This is a genomic window from Pseudomonas sp. R15(2017) (assembly GCF_002112685.1).
GTDB classification, from domain to species: Bacteria; Pseudomonadota; Gammaproteobacteria; order Pseudomonadales; family Pseudomonadaceae; genus Aquipseudomonas; species Aquipseudomonas glycinae.
Genome location: NZ_NEII01000002.1, coordinates 150,746 through 175,404, shown reverse-complemented (window position 1 = coordinate 175,404; position 24,659 = coordinate 150,746). Strand labels below are relative to the sequence as shown.

Here is a 24,659-nt window from a genome sequence, read left to right as displayed (position 1 = left end):
TTTATTAGTTAGCTATCGACTTGATTCTTTCGCCAGGCTTTCAAAATCTCTCTGAATATTGAGTGTATGAAAGAAAGTCGAAATTTCTTCAGATTCCGTGTGACCTGTCAGCGGGTTGCGTGCATCAGTACAAGTAACTCGCCGAACGGTCAGCCCAACCGACGGCACATCACTTGATTGGGCACTATAGAGAGAAGACCCCAATGAACGCCCCGCTCCGTATCAACGAAGCTCTTTTGATCGCCAACCGCGCATTCAAACCTTTCCAATGCGTCGCCTGGGCACCGCAAGACGGGAATGGCGAACTCTGCCTCACCGTGATCGACCGCACCAATTCCCACATCGGTCGCACCCAGATCCCGAGCAGCGCCTACTCCGATCCGGCGCAACTTGAACACCTGCTGCAACAGGCCCGCGCCGAACTAAGCGAAGAAGGCTATGCGTTGCAATCCTGGTCGATGCCGCACTGATATTTGTGGGTAATGCGGATGACGTTCAAGTCATCCGCCCTCTTCTGCTAGTTGCGAATCCATTTCCAACTTCAGTCTTTCTGTACAACTTTCTTCAATACTTTCGCGCCTGAATACTTGGCAGGCTTGCGACTGGTTCAAAAAGACACTGTTCTGGCACAGTGCGACCCTCCACCTGTTAATTCTGTCAGTTGTACTTGCGCGTATTCAGGGATTGAATGTCTCCCTCATGCAGTTACCCGTTCCGCCTCCCGGAAATCGGTCGACTCGCAAGGAGAAGCATGCATGTCAACCCAGACCGCTATCGCACTCCCGACGCTAGCGAATAACGCCGGACAACTCGACAAGACCTTTTCCAGCAACGGCCTGGCTCAGGTTTATTTCGCCGGCAGTACGTCCAGCCTGATCCAGAGCGTGGCGCTCGACGCGCAGGGCAGGATCCTGGTCGCCGCCAAGGTGGGCACTGCTCAAGGCAGTTGTTTCGGTCTGGCCCGTCTGCTTGAGGACGGCTCGGCGGATCTGGGGTTCGGCTTTCAAGGCAGCGTGATAGGCCGGTTCGCTGCCGGTTTCGAAGCCACCGGCGGCAAGGTTCAAGTCTTGCCCGACGGGCGGACTCTGCTGGCGGGCCTGCACTACGAATCAGAACATCGCACCCTGCCCGCCCTGGCGATGTTCGATGCCCAGGGCCGACCTGCCCCGGACTTCGGCGACAATGGTCGGCAAATCGTCCGCCTGCCCGGTGACCTCTCCATGGGCGCCCGCGATGCATGGCTGCCACCGGGCGTTCCGGGCGCAGAAGCCTGCGACTTCGCAGTGCAACCGGATGGCCACATCCTGCTGATCGCCAATCATCACTTCGAGCTGGCCGATCACGTCGGCATGTTGATCCGCCTCAAACCCGACGGCAGCCTGGACCCATCCTTCAATGGTCGCGGCTTCGTCATGGTTCGCCACTTGCTGCTCAATACCTGGCTGGGCAGCGTGCTGCTGCAAGAAGACGGAAGAATCGTGGTGGGCGGCTCCATCGACTTTCCGCAGGAAGGCCTGCTTGCACGCTATCTGCCGGACGGGCAGCTCGACGAACGTTTTGCGGTGGACGGCTTCATGGCCTTCAAAGTCCAGGGACGCAGTGCTCTGGTCAATCAAGTCATCGAATCAGCGGAGCATTTGCATTGTTTTGGCAGCAGTCGCGATCCGATCCGATGCATGGCCCTGTCTGTCCACGGCAACGGTCGCCCCGATTTGCACTGCAATGACGGTCAGCCGCATCTGCTGGATATCGGACCCAGCGGCTGCCAGTGGAGCGCGGCGCAGGTAATGCCGGACAGTCGCATCGTTGCGGTTGGCGCGACGATCGGCGGAGTTGAAGCCGACTTCATCATCGCCCGCTATCTGGTCGACGGCCGCCTGGATCGAAGCTTCGGTTCCGGCAATGGCTGGTTGCGCACGCGACTGGGCCGCAGCCTTGATACCGCCACATCAGTGGCGATACAGCCCAATGGCGCGATTCTGGTGGGCGGCTATTCGCTCGATGGCAACTACCGCGCAGTAGTGGCGCGCTATCTGAATCACTGATGCGAATCTTCCCACACTTGATCTTCCCCATGGCTTACGGCAACTTGCGCGCTTCTTAATACAAGGAGCAGCTGATGTCCGGTTCGATGGCCCAGGCGTTCGCGCACAATTTTCTCGGGCATTCGCCCCGCTGGTACAAGGCGTGCATCGTCGGGTTTCTGATGCTCAACGCACTGGTGCTGTGGAGCGTCGGCCCGGTCGCCGCTGGCTGGTTGCTGGTGATCGAGTTCATTTTCACCCTCGCCATGGCGCTCAAGTGCTACCCGCTGATGCCCGGCGGCTTGCTGCTGATCGAAGCGCTGCTGCTGAAAATGACCACGCCCCAGGCACTGTACGAAGAGTTGCAGCACAATTTCCCGGTGATTCTGCTGTTGATGTTCATGGTCGCCGGCATCTATTTCATGAAAGACCTGTTGCTGTTCCTGTTCTCGCGCCTGTTGCTGGGCGTGCGTTCGAAGGCGCTGCTGGCCCTGATGTTCTGCTTTCTGTCGGCATTTCTTTCGGCGTTTCTCGACGCACTGACCGTCACCGCAGTGATCATCAGCGCCGCCGTCGGCTTCTATTCGGTTTACCACCGGGTGGCTTCCGGCAACGATCCGCGCCAGGACAGCGAATTCAGCGATGACCGGCATCTGCCCCAACTGCATCACGAGGATCTGGAACAGTTTCGCGCCTTCCTGCGCAGTCTGTTGATGCACGGCGCCGTCGGTACTGCACTGGGTGGCGTCTGCACCTTGGTTGGCGAACCGCAGAACCTGTTGATCGGCCACGAGATGGGTTGGCACTTCGCCGAGTTTTTCCTGAAGGTCGCACCGGTTTCCCTGCCGGTTCTGCTCGCGGGACTGGTGACGTGCGTGTTGCTGGAGAAACTGCGCTGGTTTGGCTACGGCACGCTGCTGCCGGATAACGTACGTGCCGTGCTGGCCAACTACGCCGCCGAAGACAATGCCGAACGCACCCCGCGTCAACGCGCCGCCCTGCTGGTGCAAGGCTGCGCTGCGTTGATCCTGATTGCAGGTCTGGCATTCCATATCGCGGAAGTCGGCCTGATCGGCCTGATGGTGATCGTGCTGATTACCGCCTTCACCGGGATCACCGACGAGCACCGTCTGGGCAGCGCATTCAAGGACGCCATGCCGTTCACCGCGCTGCTGGTGGTGTTTTTCGCCGTGGTCGCGGTGATTCACGACCAGCAACTGTTCGCGCCGCTGATCCAGTGGGTCCTGGCACTGCCGGCCGAACAGCAACCGGGGATGCTGTTCATCGCTAACGGCCTGCTGTCGGCGATCAGTGACAACGTGTTCGTTGCCACGATCTACATCACCGAAGTGAAGCAGGCGTTCCTGTCCGGGCACATGAGCCGCGAGCATTTCGAGACACTGGCGATTGCGATCAACACCGGCACCAACCTGCCGAGCGTGGCGACGCCCAACGGTCAGGCGGCGTTTCTGTTCCTGCTGACGTCGGCGATTGCACCGCTGGTACGGTTGTCGTACGGGCGGATGGTGTGGATGGCGTTGCCTTACACCGTGGTGATGGGGCTGCTCGGCTGGTATGCCGTGAGCTACTGGCTGTAGAAACAACAACGGGAGCCCTGGGGCTCCCGTTTTTTTATACATAAATCAGCGCGGCAAGATGTACTGCTCGATGGCTTGCGCCACGCCATCCTCGGTGTTCCGCCCGGTCACCACGTCGGCCTGACGTTTCACCGCGTCCTCAGCCTGGCCCATGGCGATCGAGAGACCGGCAACATGGAACATCGCCGGATCATTGCCGCCATCGCCAATCGCCGCCGTTTGCGCCAGCGGCACACCGAGGTGTTCAGCCAGCGTGACCAGCGCCGAGCCCTTGTTGGCCTCGACCGCCGTCACGTCCAGATACACCGGCTGCGAACGCGACACCTGCGCCATGCCCTCGACCTTCGGCAGCAACCGCGCCTCCAGTTCGATCAGCAGCTCAGTGTTGTTGCTGGTCGCCACAATCTTGTCGATGCGCTCCAGATACGGCTCGAAGCTCTCCACCACCACCGGCGGATAACCGAGCCCATGCTGCTCGCGCGGCACCATCGGCCCGTGCGGATCCTTGAGCAGCCAGTCGCCACCGCTGAACACCCAGATTTCGACATCCGGCTGATCGGCGAACAGTGCCAGTGCGGTCAACGCTGCCGTGGCCGGCAGGTAATGCGCGACCAGAATGCTGCCGTCCGGATTGACGATCGTGCCGCCATTGAACGCAGCGGTCGGCAGATCGACGCCCAGGGCTTCGATTTGTTGCAGCATCGCTTTGGGCGGCCGCCCCGTGGCGAGACTGAACAACACGCCCGCTTCGCGCAGCGAACGAACCGCGTCGATAGTGCGCTGACTCAGGCTGTGATCGGGCAACAACAGCGTGCCGTCCATGTCGCTCAACAGAAAACGGATCGGCTCACTCATCCGAGACCATGCCAGACGCGACCATCGCGAGTCAGCAGATCATCGGCGGCTTTCGGCCCGTCTTCGCCAGCGGCATAACTCTGCACGCTCGCGTCCTGTTGCCAGGCGTCGAGGAACGGCTGCACCGCGCGCCAGCCGTTCTCGATGTTGTCAGCACGCTGGAACAGCGTCTGGTCGCCGGTCAGGCAGTCATAGATCAGGGTTTCGTAGCCGGTGGACGGCTGCATTTCGAAGAAGTCCTTGTAGGCGAAGCCCAGTTCGATGTTGGCCATGTTCAGCGCCGGCCCCGGCCGTTTGGCCAGCAGGTCGAACCACATGCCTTCGTTGGGCTGGATCTGGATACGCAGATAGGTCGGCTGCAATTCATCGACCTCGGTATCGCGGAACTGCGCATACGGCGCCGGTTTGAAGCAGATGACGATCTCGGTGTCGCGCACGCTCATGCGTTTGCCGGTGCGCAGATAGAACGGCACGCCGACCCAGCGCCAGTTGTCGATCATCACTTTCAGCGCCACGTAGGTTTCCGTGGTGCTGTCGGGAGAGACGTTGTTTTCATCGCGGTAACCGGCCACCGGTTTGCCAGCGACTTCGCCGGCGCTGTATTGGCCGCGTACCGAGTTTTCTCGCGCTTCCTCGATGGTCCAGGGGCGAATCGCGCCGACCACCTTGGCCTTCTCGCCCCGCACCGCATCGGCGCCGAACGCGGCCGGCGGCTCCATCGCCACCATGGCCAGCAACTGGAACAGGTGATTGGGCACCATGTCCCGCAGGGCGCCGGTGTGTTCGTAAAAACTGCCACGGGTTTCGACGCCGACGGTTTCGGCAGCGGTGATCTGCACGTGATCGATGTAGTGGTTGTTCCAGAACGCTTCGAACAGGCTGTTGGAGAACCGGCTGACCAGAATGTTCTGCACGGTTTCCTTGCCCAGGTAGTGATCGATCCGGTAGATCTGCTTTTCCGACATGACCTTGAGCAGGCAGGCGTTCAACGCCTCGGCGGTTTGCAGGTCGGAGCCGAACGGTTTTTCGATCACCACCCTTCTGAAGGCTTCCGGGGTTTCTTCGAGCAATCCGGCGCTGCCGAGACGGCGCACCACTTCGCTGAAGAAACGTGGCGCGGTGGCCAGGTAGAACACCGCATTGCCAGTGCCGCTGTCGGCGATTTTCGCCGCCAGGGCCGAATAAGTGCTGTCGTCCAGGAAATCGCCCTGGACGTAGCTGATGCCTTTGGCGAGTTTGGCCCACAAGGACGGATCAAGCATCTGATCGCCCTTGCCGACCTTGGCTGCCACCTCGGTGCGGATGAAGTCTTCAAGCTTTTGCGCGAAGGCTTCATCCGTGATGGCGTTGTGGTCAACGCCAACGATCCGCAGGCCATCATCCAGCAGGCCGTCGCGACTCAGGTTGTACAGCGCCGGCATCAGCAGGCGCTTGACCAGATCACCGTGGGCGCCGAACAGAAACAGCGTGGTCGGTGGCGCGGGTTCTGCCTTGGATTTCCTGCGGATCGTATGGGTCATTTCTTCGGTGTCTCCACGTGGCCGCCGAAGCCGAAGCGCTGGGCCGAAAGAATCTTGTCGCCGAAAGTGCCCTGGCCGCGGGAGCGGTAGCGCGAGAACAGCGAGTTGGACAGCACCGGTACCGGCACCTTCTGTTCCATGGCCGCTTCGATGGTCCATTGACCTTCGCCGCTGTCAGCCACGGAGCCGGAGAAACCGTCGAGTTTCGGGTCGACCGCCAGGGCATCGGCGGTCAGGTCGAGCAGCCAGGACGACACCACGCTGCCACGACGCCAGACTTCGGCGATGTCGGCCACGTTCAGGTCGAAACGCTGGTCCTGCGGCAAAAACTCGCTGGACTTGGTCTTGAGGATGTCGAAGCCTTCGGCGAAGGCCGCCATCATGCCGTACTCGATCCCGTTGTGGATCATCTTGACGAAGTGACCGGCACCGGCGGGACCGGCGTGGATGTAGCCGTGCTCGGCGCGGTGGTCATCGGACTTGCGGTCCCTGGTGCGCGGGATGTCGCCCATGCCCGGCGCCAGCGAGGCGAACAGCGGGTCCAGACGCTTAACGGTCTCGGCATCGCCGCCGATCATCATGCAGTAACCGCGCTCCAGGCCCCAGACGCCGCCGGAGGTGCCGACGTCGATGTAGTGCAGGCCTTTCTCGGCCAGGGTCTTGGCCCGACGGATGTCGTCCTTGTAGTTGGTGTTGCCGCCATCGATGATGGTGTCGCCCGCCTCGAGCAGATGGCTCAGGGTTTCGATGGTGTCTTCAGTCGGTGCGCCGGCCGGCAGCATGACCCACACCGCACGCGGCTTGGCCAGGCCTGCGACCAGTGCAGGCAGATCGGCGACGCCGGTAGAGCCCTCGGCGGCCAGGGTGTCGACAAAGGCGGTATTGCGGTCGTAAACAACGGTGGTGTGACCGTTGAGCATCAGACGTCGCGCAATATTGCCGCCCATGCGGCCCAGTCCAATAATCCCGAGTTGCATGTGCTGATGCTCCTTACTACAAATAAAAGTGTGTCAAAGGTTATAGCCCAACGTAACTCCTGGAGCTTAGTCCAGAGCGTCGGTGTGAAGTTTCCGGGCATTGTGCCCGATCCAGACTGATAACGTCGGGAAACGTGCCGAAGACACAACGACCATGAAAAATAAAAAAGTTCCATTCACGAGCAAAAGAAATCAAAATCGGCGCCGATAGCAGATCAAGGCTCCAAACCGGGGGCTGATCTGCAGTTGAGACACGCCATTTGCGAGGTGAGCAATGGGCACAGTACACACAGCAATGCCGCCACAAACCCTGTACGTCACTATCCGTCGCGATGAATTGCGGCAGTTGAAAGATGAACGCGATCAGCTCAAGCAGGAACTCGCGCAATTGCGCCTGCTGACCCAGGGCGCCGAGCCACAGCCTCTGCCGCGCGTACAGCGCTCGCCCCACGCCTGATCTCCCCCGCCCGCTTCGGGAGCGGCCATCGCCGTTCCCGACATGCTGCACCTCTGGCCCTTTTCGGCAACTAACAAAGTTTTCACATCCGCTTGTTGATACTCCGGCGCATTCTGGCCGTGCGTGTGTGCACGGCCTCCGTTCGTCGGGTTCATGCGCCGGTTGCATGAAGCGCCCGGCGGTGGATGTGACGACTGAGCTGGAGTGCTGAATGGCGGTGTTCAAACGCAGCAAAACGACTGCGACAGGTTTCGACTGGGCCGGTTTCATCTGGCTGTTCGTGTTCTTCTGGTACTTCTCCGGTATCACCCAACTGCTGATCCAGTTGACGGGCACCTCAGGGTTCACCGGGTTCCGCCAGGCTTTCGTGATGAGCGCCGTGTGGCTCGCGCCGATGCTGCTGTTCCCCAAACGCACCCGCCTGCTCGCCGCCGTGATCGGCTTGGTGCTGTGGGCCTGCTCGATGGCCAGCCTGGGTTACTTCTTCATTTACCAGCAGGAATTCTCCCAGAGCGTGATCTTCATCATGTTCGAGTCGAACGTGTCCGAAGCCGGCGAGTACATGACCCAGTACTTTGCCTGGTGGATGGTTCCGGCGTTCCTCGCGCACACCGCGTTCGCGTATTTCCTGTGGACCCGCCTGCGTCCGGTGTACCTGCCCCGTGGTCAGGCATTCGTCGCTGCCATGGCGATTCTGGTGGCCGTGATCGGTTACCCGCTGGTCAAGCAGACGATGCGCACCGGCAGCTTTGCCCAGGGCTTCGAAAAATTCGAAACCCGCATCGAGCCGGCCGTGCCTTGGCAGATGGCAGTGGCGTATCACCGCTATCAGGAAACCCTGGCCGACATGCAGGGCATGCTGCACAGCGCGAGCAAGATCCCGCCACTGAAAAATCTCAAGGACGCGGGCGCCAACCAGCCGGCGACCCTGGTGCTGGTGATCGGCGAGTCCACCAACCGCCAGCGCATGAGCCTCTACGGTTACCCGCGTAAAACCACGCCGGAACTGGACAAGCTCAAGGATCAACTGTCGGTCTTCGACAACGTCATCACCCCGCGCCCGTACACCATCGAAGCGCTGCAACAGGTGCTGACCTTCGCCGACGAAGAAAACCCGGACCTGTACCTGTCCACGCCGTCGCTGGTCAGCATGATGAAGCAGGCTGGCTACAAGACCTTCTGGATCACCAACCAGCAGACCATGACCAAGCGCAACACCATGCTCACGACCTTCTCCGAACAGGCCGACGAGCAGGTGTACCTGAACAACAACCGCAACCAGAACGCCGCGCAGTACGACGGTGATGTGATCGAGCCGTTCAACAAGGCCCTGGCCGACGCGGCGCCGCGCAAATTGATCGTCGTGCACTTGCTCGGTACGCACATGAGCTACCAGTACCGTTATCCGCCGAGCTTCGACAAGTTCCAGGATCGCAACGGCGTTCCGGCCGGTGTGCGTGACGATCAGGTGCCGACTTACAACAGCTACGACAACGCGGTGCTGTACAACGATTTCGTGGTATCAAGCCTGATCAAGGACTACGCCAAATCCGATCCGAACGGCTTTTTGCTGTACCTCTCCGACCACGGCGAAGACGTGTTCGACTCGGTGGGCCACGGCACTCTGGGTCGCAACGAAAACAAGCCGACGGCGCCGATGTACACCATTCCATTCATGGCCTGGGCCTCGCCAAAGTGGCGTGAAACCCACAACTGGAACTTCACCGGGGATTTGAGCCGGCCCTACAGCAGCTCACACCTGATCCACACCTGGGCGGATCTGGCCGGTTTGAGTTTCGATGAGCTGGATCGCAGCAAGAGTCTGGTCAGCGACAGCTTCAAGCCGCGTCCGCTGCTGATCGGCAACCCTTATGAACGCGAACAGCGGGCCCTGATCGACTTCAGCCTGATGAAGCCGAAAAAACCCGCCGCCACAGAAGTGGTGCTGCAGCAGTAACGAGAAGGGCCGGAAACGGCCCTTTTTTCGTCTGACTGAAACACCTTCAAATAATAATATTTCTCGTTTGGTACTAAATCGCCCCCTTCACCTTCGTCTTTGAACAAACGGAATTTTTCCCTCAAAGACAAGGAGTCGGCTGCGATGTTCGCGCCCATCACCCGTTCCATGACCCTGACCCTTGGCCTGTGCAGCGTTGCATTGAGCCCGGATCTGCTGGCTGAAACCGACACGGAAAAACAGTCGCCCGCCGCTGCCCCGGCACTCGAGCTGGCGTCCATCAGCGTTACCGCCCAGGGTCTTGGCAGCACCACTGAAAACACCCACGCCTACACCACTGGCGCCATGAGCACGGCGACGCGGTTGAACCTGTCGATCAAGGAAACCCCGCAATCGGTGTCCGTGGTCACCCGTCAGCAGATGGATGATTTCAAGCTCGGTACATTGTCCGAGGCCATGAGCCAGACCACCGGCATTGTGGTGCAGCACAACGATTCGGATCGGGTCAGCTACTCATCCCGCGGCTACTCGATCAACAATTTCCAGATCGACGGGATGCTCAACACCTTCCAGTACATGAAGTCCGATTCGGACACCATCATCTACGACCGCATCGAGGTCGTGCGCGGCGCCACCGGCCTGACCACCGGCGCAGGCGACCCGTCGGCGACCATCAACATGGTGCGCAAGCGTCCGACCGCGCAGTGGCAGGCTCAGGCCGGCGCCAGCGGCGGCAGCTATGACGATTACTACAGTTACGTCGATGTCGGCGGCCCGCTGGCCTTCGACGGACGGTTGCGCGGGCGCAGTGTGCTGGCCTATCGCGACCAGGGATCGTTTCGCGACAAGTACGCCCTCCAGCGGGAAGTCGGCTACGGCATTCTCGAAGCGGACCTGACCGATTCCACCGTACTGGCCGTCGGCTATGACTATCAGGACAAACAGGTGCAAGGCTCCTCATGGGGCACCTTGCCGTACTGGAACGCCGATGGCAGCAAGGCCGGACTCGGACGCTCGACCAACATGGCGACGTCCTGGAGTTCCTGGCCGCTGCGCGACAAGACCGCGTTCGCCACCCTCGATCAGACCCTGGCCGGCGACTGGCACCTGAAAGCCGCCTACACCCACCGCAAGAGCGACACCGACGGCAAGGTCTACTACGCCGGTGCCGGTTTTCCCGAGCCTGATCGCAGCGGCATGACCGCCTACACCTCGCACATGATTGGCCCGCAGCGGATGAAGGCGTACGACTTCAACCTGTCCGGCCCTTATTCACTGCTGGGTCGCGAACATCAGATGATGATCGGCTATGGCGAAGCCGAACGCAGCTCCAGCTCGCCCTATACCGCAGACGGAGCTGTTGCACGCGACTACAGCACCATCCGCGACTGGAAATACATGGGCGACATCGCCAAATTCCCGGACACCGTGACCGGGCTCACCAGCGCCAAAGACAGTACGCAACAAAAAGCAGGTTATCTGGCGACCCGCCTCAGCCTGACGGACGAGTTGCACGCCGTACTTGGCACCCGCTACGGCAGCTGGAAGGCGTCAAAAACGGCCAACACCTTCGACGACAACCTGCGACTGGAAAGCGTCGATGCCAGCCGCCAGCAGCACAACGACATGTGGACGCCCTACGCCGGTCTGCTCTATGACCTGACGCCGGAATACACCGTTTATGTCAGTTACACCGACATCTTCAAACCGCAGACCTACCGCGACGCCAACCGCAAGTTCATCGAACCGATCGTCGGCAGCAACTATGAAGTCGGGCTCAAGGGCAGCCTGCTGGACGAACGCCTGAATCTGGCCACCGCCATTTTCTGGAGCAAGCAGGACAACGTCGCCGAAGTCGATGACTCGGTTCTGCCTGATCCAGTAACCCAGGAAGAGTTCTACAAGTCCGGTGGCAAGGGCAACAAGGTCAACGGTTTCGAAGCCGAGGTTTCGGGTGAGATCCTCGACGGCTGGAACATGACCGCCGGCTACACCTACACCCACTCGGTCAACGGCGAGAAACAACGCAGCAACACCAATCAACCGCTGAACCTGTTCCGCCTGTCCACAGCCTATCGCCTGCCGGGTAACTGGAACGCTCTGACGGTGGGCGGCGCGGTGAATTGGCAGAGCGACGTCTACGGCAACTCCAATCGCCCGGTCGGACGCGGCGCCAATGGCCGGATCATCACCGAGCGTGCGCGGATCAGTCAGGACGCCTACACGGTGGTGAAGCTGATGTCGCGTTATGAGTTCGACAAGCACCTGTCGGCGTCTCTCAACGTCGACAACCTGTTCGACAAGAAGTATTACGACAACGTCGGTTTCTACAACGGCGTGTTCTGGGGCGATCCGCGCACCGTGACGCTGAGCCTCGACTGGAAACTCTGACACCCTTCCCTCGCGACCTGCACGCGTCACTCACGCGTGCAGCGTTCGTCCAATACCCCGTCAATCCTTACACTGAACGAGCGTTAACCCTTGGTTAATGCCCTCGGTGGACACTGCGCCCCGAGGCTTAGATTCATGGACGAACGGCTCCGACATTTTTCGTAGGAGGCACCATGAAAACCACGACTGCAATCCTTGCCGGTCTACTCACCCTCGCATCCGCCAGCGCATTCGCTGAAGGCGGCGCCGAGCGCATGAGACATTACTGGGCCAATTTTCCGGTCCACTCTGCACAAAGCCAGCAGGCTGATACGAAGTCTGACGAACTCAAGGTTCCGGACGACCAGACCGCCCAGGTCACCGAGTCCTATCGCCCTTGAGCGAACGCTTTACCGATGGACCTGCGATGGCTCGGCTCTGGCCTCGCAGATGACAGTTGGGCGCCCTTTCCGGGCGCCTTTTTTTATGCCTGCAGATCTTGGATCGGCAGAATCCGAGACATCAGTGGCCCCAGATAAGCTCTTCGGTCCAGCCCAGTTCGGCAAAATCCTCGGCTCGCAGACTGGATTCGCCGGCACAGAAAAACTCGTCCAGTTGCGGCGGTTTCACCGAGGTGCCACTGAGCATCGCGTGGACCTGGCCACGGTGGTGGATCTGGTGCTCGAACAAATGCGAAATCATCCGCAGACGACTGTCGTGCTGCGGCGTGTCGCGGGCGATGGTAACGATGCGCCCAAGATCGGCATCGCGCAGTTGCTCGCAGTAGGCGATCAGCCGCCGGTCGACATGGGCCTGTTCGCGGCGCAAGGCCTGCGCCTCGGTGAAGGGCTCGTCAGCGTTGAAGAACACGTAGCAATCGGGATGCGGTTCGTCACCGCGCAACTCACGCTCCAGCGCGTCGACGTAGAACCAGTCGCAGGTGAGGATGTGATTGAGGGTCAGGCGGATGCTCGGGAAGAAACTGACCCGTGGCGCCGCCAGCTCCGCGTCATCAAGCTGGCTCCAGGCCTTGGCCAGTCGATGGTTGGCCCAGGCATTCTGATAGGCCATGGTCAGCAAATGGTGGGACAGTGGCTGAGTCATGTCGCGCCCTCCGTGTTTTCAGATCTCGGCGAAGCGTTGCAGCTGCATCTCCTGCAAGCGGCTGAGGGTCCGGCGGAACGGGAATTCCAGGTAGCCCTCGGTGTACAGCGCGTCCATCGGCACTTCGGCCTCGATGTACAGCGGCACCTTGCGGTCGTAGCACTCGTCGACCAGCGCGATGAACCGGCGCACGCCGTCGTCATGCACCGACAGTTGCGGCAATTCGCGATCACCGGCCATCACCCGCTCCGCGCCATCCTCGGTGCCACGGGCGATCCGCCCTTCGCGTTTTTTCGCGCTGAGGTTCGGCACCTCGCTCAACAGGATAGCCCGGTAGGTGTCGCACAGCGCGATGAAATCCATGGCGGCGAACGGTTGCTCGCACAGGTCGGCGTAACGGCACCACAGCACCGAATCGCTGGCCTGCACTACGTTCAGGGCGCGGTAACCCACCGGCACCGGTTCGGCACTGACGGTTTGCCCGGCGGCCAACGCGTCGAACACCTGGCTTAGTGCGCTGCCCTGCCCCGGTGATGCGACCCAGTAACGCTGCTCGATGGCGCCGGGGTGCAATCGGTGATCTTCGGCGCCATTCACCGCAACCACTTGCATGTGCTGTTTGATCGCGGTGATCGCCGGCAGGAAGCGGTCGCGGTTGAAGCCGTCGGCATACAGCTGATCCGGCGGCAGGTTGGAGGTACAGACCACCACCACGCCTTCGTCGAACATCACCTGAAACAAGCGCCCGAGAATGATCGCGTCACCGATGTCATTGACGAACAACTCGTCGAAACACAGCACCCGCACCTCGGCCGCCAGCTCACGGGCCAGCGCCCGCAACGGATCGGCGATCCCGGTCAACTGAAAGGAGCGCTGATGCACCCAGCCCATGAAGTGATGAAAGTGCTGCCGCCGCGCCGGCACCCGCAGGCTTTGATGGAATTGATCCATCAGCCAGGTCTTGCCGCGCCCGACCGGGCCCCACAGGTAAACGCCGGTGACCGAACGGGCACCGGCGTGCAGGGCTTCATGGCATTTTTGCAAGGCCCAGACCGCGTGTTCCTGGGCTTCATCCTGGATGAAGCCCTTGTGGTCGACGGCGTATTGCCAGGCGCTCAAAGGGGAGTCGAAAGTCATGCGCGGCAGTATGCCACGATGGCTACAGGGAAATATCCAGCCGAGCGATTTTGCCCTGTTCGTTGAGGCGGAACGTGTAGCGCAGCTCCAGCGGGCTGCCGGGGAACGTTCCGGAGATCAGCCCTTGCACCAGCACTTTACCGGTGCGCTGCTGGACGCCGAGTACTTCGACCCGTGGCTGATAGCGCTGGGCGGTGTCCTGCATCCAATTGGCAATGGCCTGCGGGCCGACCTGATGATGGCCTTCATCGAACACATGGGCATCCTCGGCAAAAAAACTGCCGACCCGGGACGTATCGCGAGCATTGGCGGCGTTGATGTACTCAACGATGGCCGGGGCGAGTATCGAGGTGGGGTGGAACATGGTTACAGCTCCTTTTTTCGGGTTCTGTCGCCATCCTAGAACAGCCCTGCGTCAATTCCTGTCAGGAGTGAAACGGCCGTTTTCGTCCAGTTGCATCTGCCGTTGCCAGATGCGCAACAGGTCGCTGCGACGCCCCGGATAGCGCTCGCCCTGCAGGCTGGCGGCGGCAATCCGGTCGGTGCGAAAGGTGCGATAGGCGCCGCGCAACTCGCACCACGCGACGATGATCCGCACCTCGTTGAGAAAGCCCAGCGCCAGCGGCCAGATCAAGCGCTGGCTCTGCACCTGCTGCGCATCGGCGTAATCGATGTGCAGCTTGGCCTGATCGCGGATCGCATGGCGGAAAACGTTCAACGGCACCGCGTTCTGCGGAAAGCCGTAGCCCGGCGGCCCGGGCATGACCGTCGGATTGCGCAGCGCCTCCTGGGCCTGCGGGTCCAGCACGGCAGCGATTTTCGCCAGCGCGTCGGCGGCGGCTTTGCTCAGCACCTCATCCCCACGCTGATCGACATAACGCAGGCCCAGCACGATGGCTTCGGTCTCGTCGGCGTTGAGCATCAGCGGGGGTAGAAACAGGCCGCTGCGCAACACATAACCGATGCCCGCCTCGCCGTGGATCGGTGCACCGAGTGCGGTCAGTTCGGCGATGTCGCGATAGAGCGTGCGTTCGGAGATTTCCAGCTCGGACGCCAGCGTCGCGGCGGTCACCGGGCGTTTCTTGCCACGCAGCACTTGCAGCAGGGTCAACAGGCGAGTGGTTCGCGACACGGTGAGAGGCTCCGGACAAAAGTTTGCCGGAGCTTAGCAGAGCCTGGTGTCAGAAATTGTCAGGAGTTTTCACCAGACTCGGAGGGGATCACGCGTCGACTTTGTGCCGGGCCGCGTACAGGCAAAGCATCTCCATGGCCAGGGTTGCCGCCGCCAGCGACGTCACGTCCGCGTGGTCGTAAGCCGGGGCCACTTCCACTACGTCCATGCCCACCAGATTGATCCCGCGCAGGCCGCCAAGGATCTCCAGCGCTTGCACCGTGCTCAACCCGCCGCAGACTGGCGTACCGGTGCCCGGTGCGAAGGCCGGATCCAGGCAATCGATGTCGAACGTCAGGTACACCGGGTTATCCCCGACTCGCGCACGAATGGCCTCGACGATCGCTTCGCAGCCGCGCCGATGCACTTGCCGCGCGTCCAGCACCTGAAAGCCCTGATGATCGTCATTGGTGGTGCGCAAGCCGATCTGCACCGAACGCGCCGGATCCACCAGCCCTTCCCGCGCCGCATGCCAGAACATGGTGCCGTGATCGACCCGTTTACCGCCCTCGTCCGGCCAGGTGTCGCTGTGGGCATCGAAGTGGATCAGCGACAGCGTGCCGTGCTTGCGCGCATGCGCCTTGAGCAGCGGATAACTGATGAAGTGGTCGCCGCCGAAGGTGAGCATCGCGCTGCCGGAGCTGAGAATGTGCTCGGCGTGGGCCTCGATGCTTTCCGGGATGGTGTGCGGCGAGCCGTAATCGAAGTCGCAATCGCCGTAGTCGATCACCGCCAGATGATCGAACGGGTCGAACGCCCATGGCCAGTGCCGTTCCCAGGCAATCCCGGTGGACGCTGCACGAATCCCGCGCGGCCCGAAACGCGCGCCCGGACGGTTGCTGGTCGCGGTGTCGAACGGCACACCGCTGACCGCCACGTCCACGCCGCGCAGGTCGCGGCTGTAGCGCCGGCGCATGAAACTGGTGATCCCGGCATAGGTACTTTCGGCAGCGGTGCCGTAGAGGCTGTCACGGGTCAGGGCCTGATCGTTTTGCATGGGCACGTCCATCGGTGTGTTCCTGTTGTTATGAAGGGCTATTGGCGGCTACGGAAAGTGGTCCACAAGCGCGTGCGCTGGCGCATGTCCTTGAGGCTCATGCTGCGGTCGGCGTACAGCCGCTCGCGCACGTCGGGTTTCGGGTAGATGTCCGGGTCGTTGCGCACCGCTTCATCCACCAGCGGCGTGGCGGCCTGGTTGGCGGTGGCGAAGAACAGCGTATTGGTCAGCGCCGCAACGGATTCGGGGCGCAACATGAACTCGATGAAGGTGCGCGCGGCCTCGGGATGCGGCGCGTCTTTGGGAATGGCGAGGTTGTCCTGCCACACCAGCGTGCCTTCCTTGGGAATCCGGTAAGCAACCTCAAACGGCTTGTTGGCCTTGCGCGCCTGATCGGCCGCCATGCTTGCGTCACCGTTGTAGGTCAACGCCAGGCACACGCTACCATTGGCCAGATCATTGATCTGCCGGCCGGTGGCGACGTACAGCACCGAGGGCTGCAACTGCTGCAACAAGGCGTCGGCGGCGGCCAGATCGGTCTTGTCGGTGCTGTAGGGATCCTTACCGAGATAGTGCAGCGCGAGGCCGATCACTTCCTGCGGCGAGTCGAGAATGGCGATCCCGCAATCCTTGAGTTTGCTGGCGTATTCAGGCTTGAACAGCAGATCGAGGCTGTTGAGCGGCACGTCCGGCAGCCGCTGTTTGACGGCCTCGACGTTCATGCCCAGGCCGAGGGTGCCCCAGGTGTAAGGCACGCCGTAGCGGTTGCCGGGATCGACCGCCGCCAGTTTTTCCAGCAGATCGGGATCGAGATTGGCGTAACCCTTGAGCCCTTCGTGGGGAATTTCCTTGAGCGCTCCAGCGGCCAGACCTCGGGCCAACACGCTGGACGAAGGCACCACCACGTCGTAACCGCTGCCGCCGGTGAGCAGCTTGGTTTCCAACACCTCGGACGTATCGAAGGTGTCGTAGCGCACGTGAATGCCGGTTTCCTTTTCGAAGCGCTGCAAGGTTTCCGGTGCCACGTAATCGGCCCAGCTGTAAAGATTGAGCGTCTTCTCTTCGGCCTGGGCGGCGATGGAGACGGTAAGCAACAACGCGGGGAAACACAGCTTGAAGACGGGAGCCATGACGAACACCTGACCGAAGGAAGTGGTGGCAGGATGCGCCGTCGGATACATTCGAGAAATACCAAGTTTGTTAACCTGACTTTATCCCGGAGTAATGTGATGCTCGGTCAACTCCACGATGTCGATCTTCAGCTTTTGCGGCTGTTTCTCGGCGTGGTCGAATCCAACGGCTTCAGCGCGGCGCAGGGTGAACTGGGCCTGAGCCAGTCGAGCATCAGCCAGCAAATGGCCAAGCTGGAAACCCGCCTCGGCTACCGGGTGTGCAACCGGGGCAAGGGCGGCTTCAGCCTGACACCCAAGGGCGAGCAACTGTTGATTGCCGCCCGGGCACTGTTCGATTCGATCGAAACCTTCCGCCATCAATCCAACGGCGTCGCCGGGCGCTTGATCGGCGAAGTGCGGCTGGGTCTGTCGGAAGCGGTGGACCAATCGGTGCTGCAACGGGTGGCCGATGCGATCCGGCGTTTTCGCGAACGGGACGAATCGGTAAGGATCGAGCTGATCAGCGCCATGCCCGGCGAAATGGAGCGTCTGCTGCTGCAACAGCGGCTGGACCTGGCCATCGGTTACTTCTCCCAGGTGCAGAGCGCGTTCGACTACCGCGAATTGTTCAGCGAAACCCAGCACCTGTACTGCGCGCCCGGCCATCCGCTGTTTACCGACGAGGCGCCCGATGATGCGGCGTTGCAGGCCTGCGACCGGGTCGATCACCCGTACAGGTTTCTGCGCAGTGACGAGCCGTTCCAGGGCAAGGTCTGCTCGGCACGCTCGGAGCAGGTCGAAGGCACCCTCGCCTTCATACTGTCAGGCAAACACGTCGGTTATCTGCCCAACCATTACGCGCGCCAATGGCAGGACAAGGGCCTGTTGCGGCCGGTGCGCGAAGGCGAGTTGAGCTTTGACGTGGCGTTCCATCTGGCCCGCCATCGGGCGCAAGTGCCCGGCGATGCGCAGAAGGCTTTTGAAGAAGACCTGCTGTCAGCCTTTGGTCGAACCTGAGCATTTTTTGGAACGCGGAGCGTCCCCGGCTGCATTCCCACGCAGAGCGTGGGAACGATCATGCGTTGCCCTCGCTCCCCTCTTACGGCATCCTGCGCACCCATTTTCCGACCCGGCCCCGCATTGCGGCACGCAAACCACCATGACCGTCTCTGAAAAAGCCCCGCGCAACAACGATCTGATCTACGGCCTCAACGACCGTCCGCACTTCACCGCAACGGTGTTTGCCGCCCTGCAACATGTGCTGGCCAGCTTCGTCGGCATCATCACCCCGACCCTGATCATGGGCGGCGCCCTCGGCCTGCAAAGCGAAATCCCGTACCTGATCAGCATGGCGCTGTTCGTCTCGGGCCTTGGCACCTTTGTTCAGGCCAAGCGCTTCGGCCCGGTCGGTTCGGGGCTGCTGTGCCTGCAAGGCACCAGTTTTTCCTTTATCAGCGTGATTCTCAGCGCCGGTTTCATGGTCAAGGCCCGGGGCGGCGGCACCGATGAGATTCTGTCGACGATCTTCGGCGTATGCTTCTTTGCCGCGTTTATCGAAGTGGTGCTGAGCCAGTTCATCGGCAAATTGCGCATGCTGATCACCCCGGTGGTGACCGGCACCATCATTACTCTGATGGGCCTGTCGCTGATCAAGGTGGCGATGACCGACATTGCCGGCGGCTTCGGCGCGGCGGATCTGGGCGCGGCCAGTCATGTATTCCTGGCAGCGCTGGTGCTGGGCACCATCGTGGTGTTGAACCGGGTTGACGTGCCGTTCCTGCGGTTGGGCGCGATTGTTATCGGCCTGACCCTCGGCTACGTGGTGGCGTGGCTGATGGGCACCGTGGATTTCGCCAACCTGCCCGAAGTGCCGGTGGTCAGCGTGCCGGTGCCGTTCAAATACGGTTTCAACTTCGACTGGGTGGCGTTCGTGCCGGTGGCGGTGATTTTCCTGGTGTCGCCGCTGGAAGCGGCCGGTGACCTGACTGCCAACTCGATGATTTCCCGGCAACCGGTGAAAGGCCCGCTGTACATTCGCCGGATCAAGTCCGGACTGCTCGCCGATGGCCTCAACTCCGCGATGGCGGCCGTGTTCAACAGCATGCCGATGGTGACTTTCGCCCAGAACAACGGGGTGATTCAGCTCACCGGCGTCGCCAGCCGTTACGTTGCGTTTTTCATTGCCGGTCTGCTGGTGCTGCTGGGGCTGTTCCCGATGATCGGCGCGGTGCTGCAACTGATGCCGAAACCGGTGCTCGGCGGCGCAGAGCTGGTGATGTTCGGCACCGTGGCGGTGGCCGGGATCAAGATCCTCGCCGAGGCCGGCCTGCATCGGCGCAACATGCTGATCGTGGCGATTTCCGTGGGCATGGGCCTGGGCATCGCCGCCGTGCCGGAAGTGCTGCGCGAACTGCCGCAGGCGTTGCGCAACATCTTCGAATCGCCGATCACCGTCGGCTCGCTGTGTGCCATCGTGCTGAATATCTTCCTGCCGGAAGAATTCATCGAACTGGAAGAAGATGACTTCGACCCGGAAGCCTCTATCCTTCAGGTCATGGAAAACCCCGACCTGCCGGCCAAAGCTGAACCCGCCGCGCCGGCCGCTGTCGCACAGTTGAACCGCTGATCCTGTCCGCTCGATAAAAAAAGGGCTGATACGGCAACGGTTCAGCCCTTTTTCAGTGAGAGAGCATCAATGCGCCGCTTCCACGCCGTCATCCTGTCCCTGCTTCTGCTCTCCCTCAGCGCCTGTGCGCTGTTCCCCAACCGCGACCCGGTGAACATCAACGTGGTCGGCCTCGAACCGCTGCCGAGCCAGGATCTGGAAGTGCGCTTCGCGATCAAGCTGCGGGTGCAGAACCCTAACGAAACGCCCATCGACTACAACGGCATCGCGCTGGATCTGGAGGTCAACGGTCACTCGCTGGCGTCGGGTGTGAGCGATCAGACCGGCTCGATTCCACGGTTCTCCGAAACCATCGTCAGCGTCCCGGTGAGCATTTCCGCGTTCTCGGTGCTACGCCAGACCCTCGGCCTGAGCCAGACCCAAACCCTCGACAACCTGCCCTATGTGCTGCGCGGCAAACTGGCCGGCGGGTTGTTTGGCACGATGCGCTTTGTCGATACCGGCAAGCTCAGTCTGCCAAGGGCCAGTGCTGCCACCTGGTAAACCGCACCGTCGTCAAGCGGTGAAACGCACACCGGGTTTCGCCCGCTCGTCGACGCTCAACTCGAACACATCCGGCCGTGCATAGTGGCCGACCACGTCGTAGTCGTAGCGGGCGCGCACCAGTTCTTCGGTGTCGATCTCGGCGGTGAGCAAGCCGGCCTCGCCGCGCAACGGCCCGGCCAATACGTCGCCCATCGGCCCGACGATCACGCTGCCGCCGGCGATCAGCGGTCGATCCCCCGACCAGTTGGCGATCTCCACACCCAGTTCATTCGGCGAGGCCTGGACCTGGCAGGCGCTGACCACGAAGCAGCGCCCTTCATGGGCGATGTGACGCATGCTGACCTGCCACATCTCGCGTTCGTCCACGGTCGGCGCACACCACACTTCAATGCCCTTGGCGTACATCGCCGTGCGCATCAGCGGCATCATGTTTTCCCAGCAGATCACCGCGCCGAGCTTGCCGACCTGAGTGTCGAGCACCGGCAGCGTCGAACCGTCGCCCTTGCCCCAGATCAGCCGTTCGGTGCCGGTCGGCATCAATTTGCGGTGCTTGGCCACCAGGCCTGCCTGCGGATCGAAATACAGCGCCGTGCAATGCAAGGTGCTGCCGGCCCGCTCGATCACGCCGATCACCAGATTGGCCCCGGTACGCGCCGACAGCCCGGCCAGCGCTTCGGTTTCCGCCCCCGGCACATCGATGGCGTTGGCGAAGTAACGGGCGTAGGCCTCGCGCCCTTCCGGCAAGCGATAACCCAGCTGCGTGCCGAAGCCCTCGCCTTTCGGGTAACCACCGAGCAAGGCTTCGGGCATTACCACCAGCGCGGCACCGGATTCGATGATCGCGGTTTCCCAGCTGAGGATCTGTTCCAGGGTTTCAGCCTTGCCACCGGGCAAGGCGCCGATCTGCAGGGCGGCAACGATTGATTTGGGCATGGCGGTCACTCCGTGAAGTTCAGGTGTTGCTGATTCTCCGACGCCACGGGATCATGAATAAAGACCGATCCACTGCTGAATGATATGAGCCAGATGAATATCGCAACCGTTGACCTCAACCTGCTGAAAGTCTTCGAAGCCCTGCATGAAGAGTCCAGTGCCAGCCGCGCGGCGTTGCGTCTGGGCGTGACTCAGTCGGCAGTCAGCGCAGCCTTGCGCCGGTTGCGCGAGGTGTATGGCGATCAATTGTTCGTGCGTACCGGACGGGGTTTGGCCCCGACGCTCAAGGCCAACCAGTTGAAACCGGTGGTCAGCGATGCCCTGAACAAATGTCGGCAAAGCCTGGCCATGGTCGACCCGACCGCCAATCACTACGACGGACGCTCGGTCACTGTGGGCCTCTCGGACGACTTCGAGATCGCTTACGGCCGGCGGCTGATCGAGGAAATCGCCAGCCGCGCGCCGAAACTGCGGCTGATCTTTCGCCAGACCCACAGCCAGATCGTCGCCCGGGCGCTGATGGAGCGCAGCATCGATCTGGCAATCACCGCCGGCGGATTCGCCGAACGGCTGCTCAGCCGTCAGGTGTTGGGTGAAGGGGGTTATGCGTGTCTGGTGGATCCGGCGAGCCTGGCGCCGGGCCAGCAGCAGATCGATCTGGAGGAGTTTGTCACTCGCGAGCACCTGCTGGTGTCGTCGGGCGGTTTTATCGGGATCACCGATGAAGGGCTGGCAGCGCTGGGCCGGACTCGCCGGGTCTGCGCCTCGACCACGCATTTCGCCGCGTTGCCGCACCTGCTCAAGGGCAGCGATGCGGTGGCGACCATTCCGACCCACGCCGCGCAGGCCATTGCTTCAATGAGCGGGCTGGCGCTGTTGCCCTGCCCGCTGGCGCTGCCGCGCTACCCGATCGAACTGGGCTGGCGCACCAGCACCCAGATCGATCCGGTGGTACTGACGGTGCGCGAAGCGATAGGCGCCAGTTTCAGAACCGAGTGATTACTTGTTGGCCGCCATCAGGCGATTGACTTCACTGCGCACCATGTTGGCGAATTCCGGCGGCGACATGCCGTCCAGTTCGGCGCGCACGAATTCGGCCCATTTACCCTTGCGCTTGGAGCGCTCGCCAAACAATCGTGCGGCTTCGCCCTTGGCTTTGCCCAGATTGTTCTGCCAGAGTTCGAACAGTCGGGATTTTTCATCTTCCAGCGCGGCGCGCTCTGCGAGGGATTTGTCGGCCAGATTGAAACTCATCGGGAATTACCTGCTGCATGAAATGGCGACATCTTACACGCTGGACGGAAACCTCTGACGCTGGTTTTTGCTCCGGATGGAAAATCGCTGCAACTTTTCAAGGCGCGCCACACTCCATTGTTCACTGTCCATTCACCTGCAAGGAGTCACCCAATGGCCCGGAAAACCGCCGTTCAAGCCGCCGAAGACCAAATCAAGGACCAGGCCTTCAGCGAACTTCAGGCGCTGATCGAAGAGTCGGAAAAACTGCTCAAGAGCAGTGCCTCGCTGGTCGGCGAGGAAGCGGAGACCCTGCGCGGGCAAATCGCCCAGAAATTGCAGCAGGCGCTCGATTCGGTCACCAGCGTGCGTGACCGCACCAAACCGGCGGTGGACGCCACCGAGAGCTACATCGGCGGGCATCCGTGGCAGACCGTGGCGATTTCCGCCGGGTTCGGTCTGGTGGTCGGATTGCTGCTCGGTCGCCGCTGAGCGCGAACAAAAAAGGCGAGCCCTTGGGCTCGCCTTTTTCATGCCCGGCAAAAACTTACTCGCCGGCCAGTTCACGCAACTGCGACAGGGTCTGTTGATCCAGCTCAATCCCTTTGGCCAATGACTTGGCCCGCTGCAAATGCCGCCGATCACCCGGCAAACGCTTGAGCCCTACCCCGTGCATCTGCCGCACCAGTTCCTGACTGCGTTCGGCGAAGCTTTGTCCGGCGGTCTTGCTCGGGTCGATCACGATCAAAAGCTGACCGGTCCACGGTGTCTTGGCCCCCGGATGGTTTTTCCAGTCGAATTCGAACGAGAAATTGCCGCCAGTCAGCGCGGCGGCCAGCAGTTCCACCATCATCGACAGCGCTGACCCCTTGTGTCCGCCAAACGGCAGCAAGGCGCCGCCTTCCAGAATCGCCTTAGGGTCGCAGGTCGGCTGGCCGAGGCTGTCGACGCCCATGCCTGCCGGCAGTTTTTCGCCCTTGCGTGCAGCAATCTGCACGTCGCCATGGGCGATGGCGCTGGTGGCCAGGTCGAACACGATCGGCGCACCGTCGGCCCGTGGCGCGGCGAAGGCGATCGGGTTGGTGCCAAACAATGGCCGGTCGGCGCCGTGCGGCACCACGCAGGTCATGCTGTTGACCACGCTCAGCGCCACCAGACCTTCGTCGGCGAAAGGCTCGACATCCGGCCACAGCGCGGCAAAGTGATGGGAATTGCGGATCGCCAACACCGCGATCCCGGCGCTGCGGGCCTTCTCCACCAACAGTGGACGCGCCGCCGCCAGCGCAGGCTGGGCAAAACCGTTGTCGGCATCGACGCTGACAAACCCGGAAGCCACATCCTCGACTTTCGGTACAGCCTTGCCGTTGACCCAGCCGCTGTTGAGCGTTGAGACATAGCCGGGGATCCGGAATACGCCGTGACTGTGCGCACCGTCCCGCTGGGCATTGGCGCAATTGGTGGCCAGGGTTCTGGCGACTTCGGCCGAGGTGCCGTGACGGGTAAAAATCCTTTCCAGCAGTTGAGTCAGCTCGTCCAGGGACACCGTGGACGAGACCGCATGATCGTGTGGCGCAGACATCTGAAGCTCCAGAGTAATTATTGGAGGGAACAACAGCGAACGAACAACCCGCAACCGGATTAACCACATGCAGCCGGTAGCCTGTCAACCCCGTGATGCGGATCGCACCTGACGCAATATCCATGTACCACCAGCCGATCCCGGCCGCCTTTCAATCTTGAGCCTCAAACCTTCCGTGCGTGCAAACGCCCTCAGCGAGACTCGACGATGTCAGCCCCAACCCCTCCCTTGTTATTCCCCGAAGCCATTGATTCACCGGGACTCTGGCCCGAACTGGGCAAGGCACACGGCCTGCGCGAAAAGGATTTTCGCTGGCTCGCCCATGCCCGGCTGGCGTCGGCTGCCCTGCGCAGCCAGCAGACGCCACCCATGCGTGCCGAACGCCTGCTGCTGAATGTCGCTAACCAGACTCCCCAACCGCTGCCCGGCGCCTTCATGCTCGGGGAGACACCGGATGACAAGG

Annotated in this window: 24 protein-coding genes; 12 read left to right on the top strand and 12 right to left on the bottom strand. The window is 61.6% G+C overall.

Annotated elements, in window-relative coordinates:
* Window positions 1-203: 203 nt before the first annotated feature.
* The 3 genes from CAF77_RS04365 to nhaB all read left to right on the top strand — a co-directional run bounded on the left by CAF77_RS04365 (window position 204) and on the right by nhaB (window position 3,622).
* On the top strand, window positions 204-470 hold the full coding sequence (locus CAF77_RS04365; RefSeq protein ID WP_064381767.1) for a hypothetical protein: 267 nt from the start codon (window positions 204-206) through the stop codon (window positions 468-470).
* A gap of 285 nt (window positions 471-755) precedes the next feature.
* Window positions 756-2,045, top strand: coding sequence for a hypothetical protein (locus tag CAF77_RS04360; RefSeq protein ID WP_085654072.1), 1,290 nt, complete (start codon window positions 756-758; stop codon window positions 2,043-2,045).
* A 74-nt stretch (window positions 2,046-2,119) separates the two neighbouring features.
* On the top strand, window positions 2,120-3,622 hold the full coding sequence (gene nhaB, locus CAF77_RS04355) for a sodium/proton antiporter NhaB (protein WP_085654071.1): 1,503 nt from the start codon (window positions 2,120-2,122) through the stop codon (window positions 3,620-3,622).
* A gap of 45 nt (window positions 3,623-3,667) precedes the next feature.
* On the opposite strand, the gene CAF77_RS04350 is transcribed toward nhaB, so the two are convergent.
* From CAF77_RS04350 to gnd, 3 genes are read right to left on the bottom strand one after another with little or no spacing between them, the layout of a single operon-like run.
* Window positions 3,668-4,477, bottom strand: coding sequence for a Cof-type HAD-IIB family hydrolase (locus CAF77_RS04350; protein WP_085654070.1), 810 nt, complete (start codon window positions 4,475-4,477; stop codon window positions 3,668-3,670).
* Entirely contained in the window at window positions 4,474-5,997 is a 1,524-nt protein-coding gene (zwf, locus tag CAF77_RS04345) for a glucose-6-phosphate dehydrogenase (RefSeq protein WP_085654069.1), read from the bottom strand. Before zwf ends, CAF77_RS04350 begins: the two co-directional genes overlap by 4 nt.
* Window positions 5,994-6,974, bottom strand: a complete 981-nt coding sequence (gene gnd, locus CAF77_RS04340) for a phosphogluconate dehydrogenase (NAD(+)-dependent, decarboxylating) (protein ID WP_085654068.1) — start codon at window positions 6,972-6,974, stop codon at window positions 5,994-5,996. Before gnd ends, zwf begins: the two co-directional genes overlap by 4 nt.
* Before the next feature lie 274 nt (window positions 6,975-7,248).
* Here gnd and CAF77_RS04335 point away from each other — a divergent pair, with 274 nt between their 5' ends.
* From CAF77_RS04335 to CAF77_RS04320, 4 genes are all read left to right on the top strand, one after another.
* Window positions 7,249-7,431, top strand: a complete 183-nt coding sequence (locus CAF77_RS04335) for a DUF6026 family protein (RefSeq protein WP_007957508.1) — start codon at window positions 7,249-7,251, stop codon at window positions 7,429-7,431.
* A 211-nt stretch (window positions 7,432-7,642) separates the two neighbouring features.
* Window positions 7,643-9,388 (top strand): phosphoethanolamine transferase CptA, encoded by a 1,746-nt coding sequence (locus CAF77_RS04330; RefSeq protein WP_085654067.1) that lies wholly within the window; start codon window positions 7,643-7,645, stop codon window positions 9,386-9,388.
* Window positions 9,389-9,532: 144 nt separating this feature from the next.
* A complete protein-coding gene (locus tag CAF77_RS04325; RefSeq protein ID WP_085654066.1) occupies window positions 9,533-11,779 on the top strand; it encodes a TonB-dependent siderophore receptor in 2,247 nt (748 codons plus the stop codon).
* 173 nt (window positions 11,780-11,952) lie between these two features.
* Window positions 11,953-12,159, top strand: a complete 207-nt coding sequence (locus tag CAF77_RS04320) for a hypothetical protein (protein ID WP_064381776.1) — start codon at window positions 11,953-11,955, stop codon at window positions 12,157-12,159.
* A 121-nt stretch (window positions 12,160-12,280) separates the two neighbouring features.
* On the opposite strand, the gene CAF77_RS04315 is transcribed toward CAF77_RS04320, so the two are convergent.
* From CAF77_RS04315 to CAF77_RS04290, 6 genes are all read right to left on the bottom strand, one after another.
* On the bottom strand, window positions 12,281-12,862 hold the full coding sequence (locus tag CAF77_RS04315; RefSeq protein ID WP_085654065.1) for a DinB family protein: 582 nt from the start codon (window positions 12,860-12,862) through the stop codon (window positions 12,281-12,283).
* An 18-nt stretch (window positions 12,863-12,880) separates the two neighbouring features.
* A complete protein-coding gene (gene zapE, locus CAF77_RS04310; protein ID WP_085654064.1) occupies window positions 12,881-13,999 on the bottom strand; it encodes a cell division protein ZapE in 1,119 nt (372 codons plus the stop codon).
* A 22-nt stretch (window positions 14,000-14,021) separates the two neighbouring features.
* Window positions 14,022-14,363, bottom strand: a complete 342-nt coding sequence (locus tag CAF77_RS04305) for a nuclear transport factor 2 family protein (protein ID WP_007957516.1) — start codon at window positions 14,361-14,363, stop codon at window positions 14,022-14,024.
* A 51-nt stretch (window positions 14,364-14,414) separates the two neighbouring features.
* Window positions 14,415-15,131, bottom strand: a complete 717-nt coding sequence (locus CAF77_RS04300) for a YafY family protein (protein ID WP_085654063.1) — start codon at window positions 15,129-15,131, stop codon at window positions 14,415-14,417.
* Window positions 15,132-15,219: 88 nt separating this feature from the next.
* Window positions 15,220-16,179, bottom strand: coding sequence for an agmatinase (gene speB / locus CAF77_RS04295; RefSeq protein ID WP_064381781.1), 960 nt, complete (start codon window positions 16,177-16,179; stop codon window positions 15,220-15,222).
* 26 nt (window positions 16,180-16,205) lie between these two features.
* Window positions 16,206-17,297: a polyamine ABC transporter substrate-binding protein gene (locus CAF77_RS04290; protein ID WP_085654199.1), complete on the bottom strand. Its 1,092-nt coding sequence runs from the start codon at window positions 17,295-17,297 to the stop codon at window positions 16,206-16,208.
* A gap of 99 nt (window positions 17,298-17,396) precedes the next feature.
* Here CAF77_RS04290 and CAF77_RS04285 point away from each other — a divergent pair, with 99 nt between their 5' ends.
* The 3 genes from CAF77_RS04285 (at window position 17,397) to CAF77_RS04275 (ending at window position 20,448) form a co-directional block, all read left to right on the top strand.
* The gene (locus CAF77_RS04285) at window positions 17,397-18,296 is read left to right on the top strand and encodes a LysR family transcriptional regulator (RefSeq protein ID WP_064381782.1); all 900 of its coding nucleotides are present in this window, start codon (window positions 17,397-17,399) and stop codon (window positions 18,294-18,296) included.
* 142 nt (window positions 18,297-18,438) lie between these two features.
* Window positions 18,439-19,905 carry a nucleobase:cation symporter-2 family protein gene (locus tag CAF77_RS04280; RefSeq protein ID WP_064381783.1) on the top strand — a complete coding sequence of 489 codons (1,467 nt, stop codon included), beginning with the start codon at window positions 18,439-18,441 and terminating at the stop codon, window positions 19,903-19,905.
* A 69-nt stretch (window positions 19,906-19,974) separates the two neighbouring features.
* The gene (locus CAF77_RS04275) at window positions 19,975-20,448 is read left to right on the top strand and encodes an LEA type 2 family protein (RefSeq protein WP_064381784.1); all 474 of its coding nucleotides are present in this window, start codon (window positions 19,975-19,977) and stop codon (window positions 20,446-20,448) included.
* 12 nt (window positions 20,449-20,460) lie between these two features.
* Here CAF77_RS04275 and CAF77_RS04270 read toward each other — a convergent pair whose 3' ends face one another.
* On the bottom strand, window positions 20,461-21,384 hold the full coding sequence (locus tag CAF77_RS04270) for a carbon-nitrogen hydrolase family protein (protein WP_064381785.1): 924 nt from the start codon (window positions 21,382-21,384) through the stop codon (window positions 20,461-20,463).
* An 84-nt stretch (window positions 21,385-21,468) separates the two neighbouring features.
* On the opposite strand from CAF77_RS04270, the gene CAF77_RS04265 reads away from it, so the two are divergent.
* Window positions 21,469-22,383, top strand: coding sequence for a LysR family transcriptional regulator (locus CAF77_RS04265; protein ID WP_064381786.1), 915 nt, complete (start codon window positions 21,469-21,471; stop codon window positions 22,381-22,383).
* On the opposite strand, the gene CAF77_RS04260 is transcribed toward CAF77_RS04265, so the two are convergent.
* Complete coding sequence (locus CAF77_RS04260; RefSeq protein WP_007957535.1) at window positions 22,384-22,638, bottom strand: hypothetical protein; 255 nt, start codon at window positions 22,636-22,638, stop codon at window positions 22,384-22,386.
* A gap of 153 nt (window positions 22,639-22,791) precedes the next feature.
* On the opposite strand from CAF77_RS04260, the gene CAF77_RS04255 reads away from it, so the two are divergent.
* The gene (locus CAF77_RS04255) at window positions 22,792-23,109 is read left to right on the top strand and encodes a YqjD family protein (RefSeq protein ID WP_007957537.1); all 318 of its coding nucleotides are present in this window, start codon (window positions 22,792-22,794) and stop codon (window positions 23,107-23,109) included.
* Window positions 23,110-23,164: 55 nt separating this feature from the next.
* Here CAF77_RS04255 and CAF77_RS04250 read toward each other — a convergent pair whose 3' ends face one another.
* Complete coding sequence (locus CAF77_RS04250) at window positions 23,165-24,196, bottom strand: Ldh family oxidoreductase (RefSeq protein WP_064381787.1); 1,032 nt, start codon at window positions 24,194-24,196, stop codon at window positions 23,165-23,167.
* Between the last annotated feature and the right edge of the window lie 463 nt (window positions 24,197-24,659).

What these genes read in the sequence shown, in the direction of transcription:
- CAF77_RS04365 (WP_064381767.1), top strand. Translation starts at nt 204, where the DNA reads ATGAACGCCCCGCTCCGTATCAACGAAGCTCTTTTGATCGCCAACCGC.
- CAF77_RS04360 (WP_085654072.1), top strand. Translation starts at nt 756, where the DNA reads ATGTCAACCCAGACCGCTATCGCACTCCCGACGCTAGCGAATAACGCC.
- nhaB (WP_085654071.1), top strand. Translation starts at nt 2,120, where the DNA reads ATGTCCGGTTCGATGGCCCAGGCGTTCGCGCACAATTTTCTCGGGCAT.
- CAF77_RS04350 (WP_085654070.1), bottom strand. Translation starts at nt 4,477, where the DNA reads ATGAGTGAGCCGATCCGTTTTCTGTTGAGCGACATGGACGGCACGCTG.
- zwf (WP_085654069.1), bottom strand. Translation starts at nt 5,997, where the DNA reads ATGACCCATACGATCCGCAGGAAATCCAAGGCAGAACCCGCGCCACCG.
- gnd (WP_085654068.1), bottom strand. Translation starts at nt 6,974, where the DNA reads ATGCAACTCGGGATTATTGGACTGGGCCGCATGGGCGGCAATATTGCG.
- CAF77_RS04335 (WP_007957508.1), top strand. Translation starts at nt 7,249, where the DNA reads ATGGGCACAGTACACACAGCAATGCCGCCACAAACCCTGTACGTCACT.
- CAF77_RS04330 (WP_085654067.1), top strand. Translation starts at nt 7,643, where the DNA reads ATGGCGGTGTTCAAACGCAGCAAAACGACTGCGACAGGTTTCGACTGG.
- CAF77_RS04325 (WP_085654066.1), top strand. Translation starts at nt 9,533, where the DNA reads ATGTTCGCGCCCATCACCCGTTCCATGACCCTGACCCTTGGCCTGTGC.
- CAF77_RS04320 (WP_064381776.1), top strand. Translation starts at nt 11,953, where the DNA reads ATGAAAACCACGACTGCAATCCTTGCCGGTCTACTCACCCTCGCATCC.
- CAF77_RS04315 (WP_085654065.1), bottom strand. Translation starts at nt 12,862, where the DNA reads ATGACTCAGCCACTGTCCCACCATTTGCTGACCATGGCCTATCAGAAT.
- zapE (WP_085654064.1), bottom strand. Translation starts at nt 13,999, where the DNA reads ATGACTTTCGACTCCCCTTTGAGCGCCTGGCAATACGCCGTCGACCAC.
- CAF77_RS04305 (WP_007957516.1), bottom strand. Translation starts at nt 14,363, where the DNA reads ATGTTCCACCCCACCTCGATACTCGCCCCGGCCATCGTTGAGTACATC.
- speB (WP_064381781.1), bottom strand. Translation starts at nt 16,179, where the DNA reads ATGGACGTGCCCATGCAAAACGATCAGGCCCTGACCCGTGACAGCCTC.
- CAF77_RS04290 (WP_085654199.1), bottom strand. Translation starts at nt 17,297, where the DNA reads ATGGCTCCCGTCTTCAAGCTGTGTTTCCCCGCGTTGTTGCTTACCGTC.
- CAF77_RS04285 (WP_064381782.1), top strand. Translation starts at nt 17,397, where the DNA reads ATGCTCGGTCAACTCCACGATGTCGATCTTCAGCTTTTGCGGCTGTTT.
- CAF77_RS04280 (WP_064381783.1), top strand. Translation starts at nt 18,439, where the DNA reads ATGACCGTCTCTGAAAAAGCCCCGCGCAACAACGATCTGATCTACGGC.
- CAF77_RS04275 (WP_064381784.1), top strand. Translation starts at nt 19,975, where the DNA reads ATGCGCCGCTTCCACGCCGTCATCCTGTCCCTGCTTCTGCTCTCCCTC.
- CAF77_RS04270 (WP_064381785.1), bottom strand. Translation starts at nt 21,384, where the DNA reads ATGCCCAAATCAATCGTTGCCGCCCTGCAGATCGGCGCCTTGCCCGGT.
- CAF77_RS04265 (WP_064381786.1), top strand. Translation starts at nt 21,469, where the DNA reads ATGAGCCAGATGAATATCGCAACCGTTGACCTCAACCTGCTGAAAGTC.
- CAF77_RS04260 (WP_007957535.1), bottom strand. Translation starts at nt 22,638, where the DNA reads ATGAGTTTCAATCTGGCCGACAAATCCCTCGCAGAGCGCGCCGCGCTG.
- CAF77_RS04255 (WP_007957537.1), top strand. Translation starts at nt 22,792, where the DNA reads ATGGCCCGGAAAACCGCCGTTCAAGCCGCCGAAGACCAAATCAAGGAC.
- CAF77_RS04250 (WP_064381787.1), bottom strand. Translation starts at nt 24,196, where the DNA reads ATGTCTGCGCCACACGATCATGCGGTCTCGTCCACGGTGTCCCTGGAC.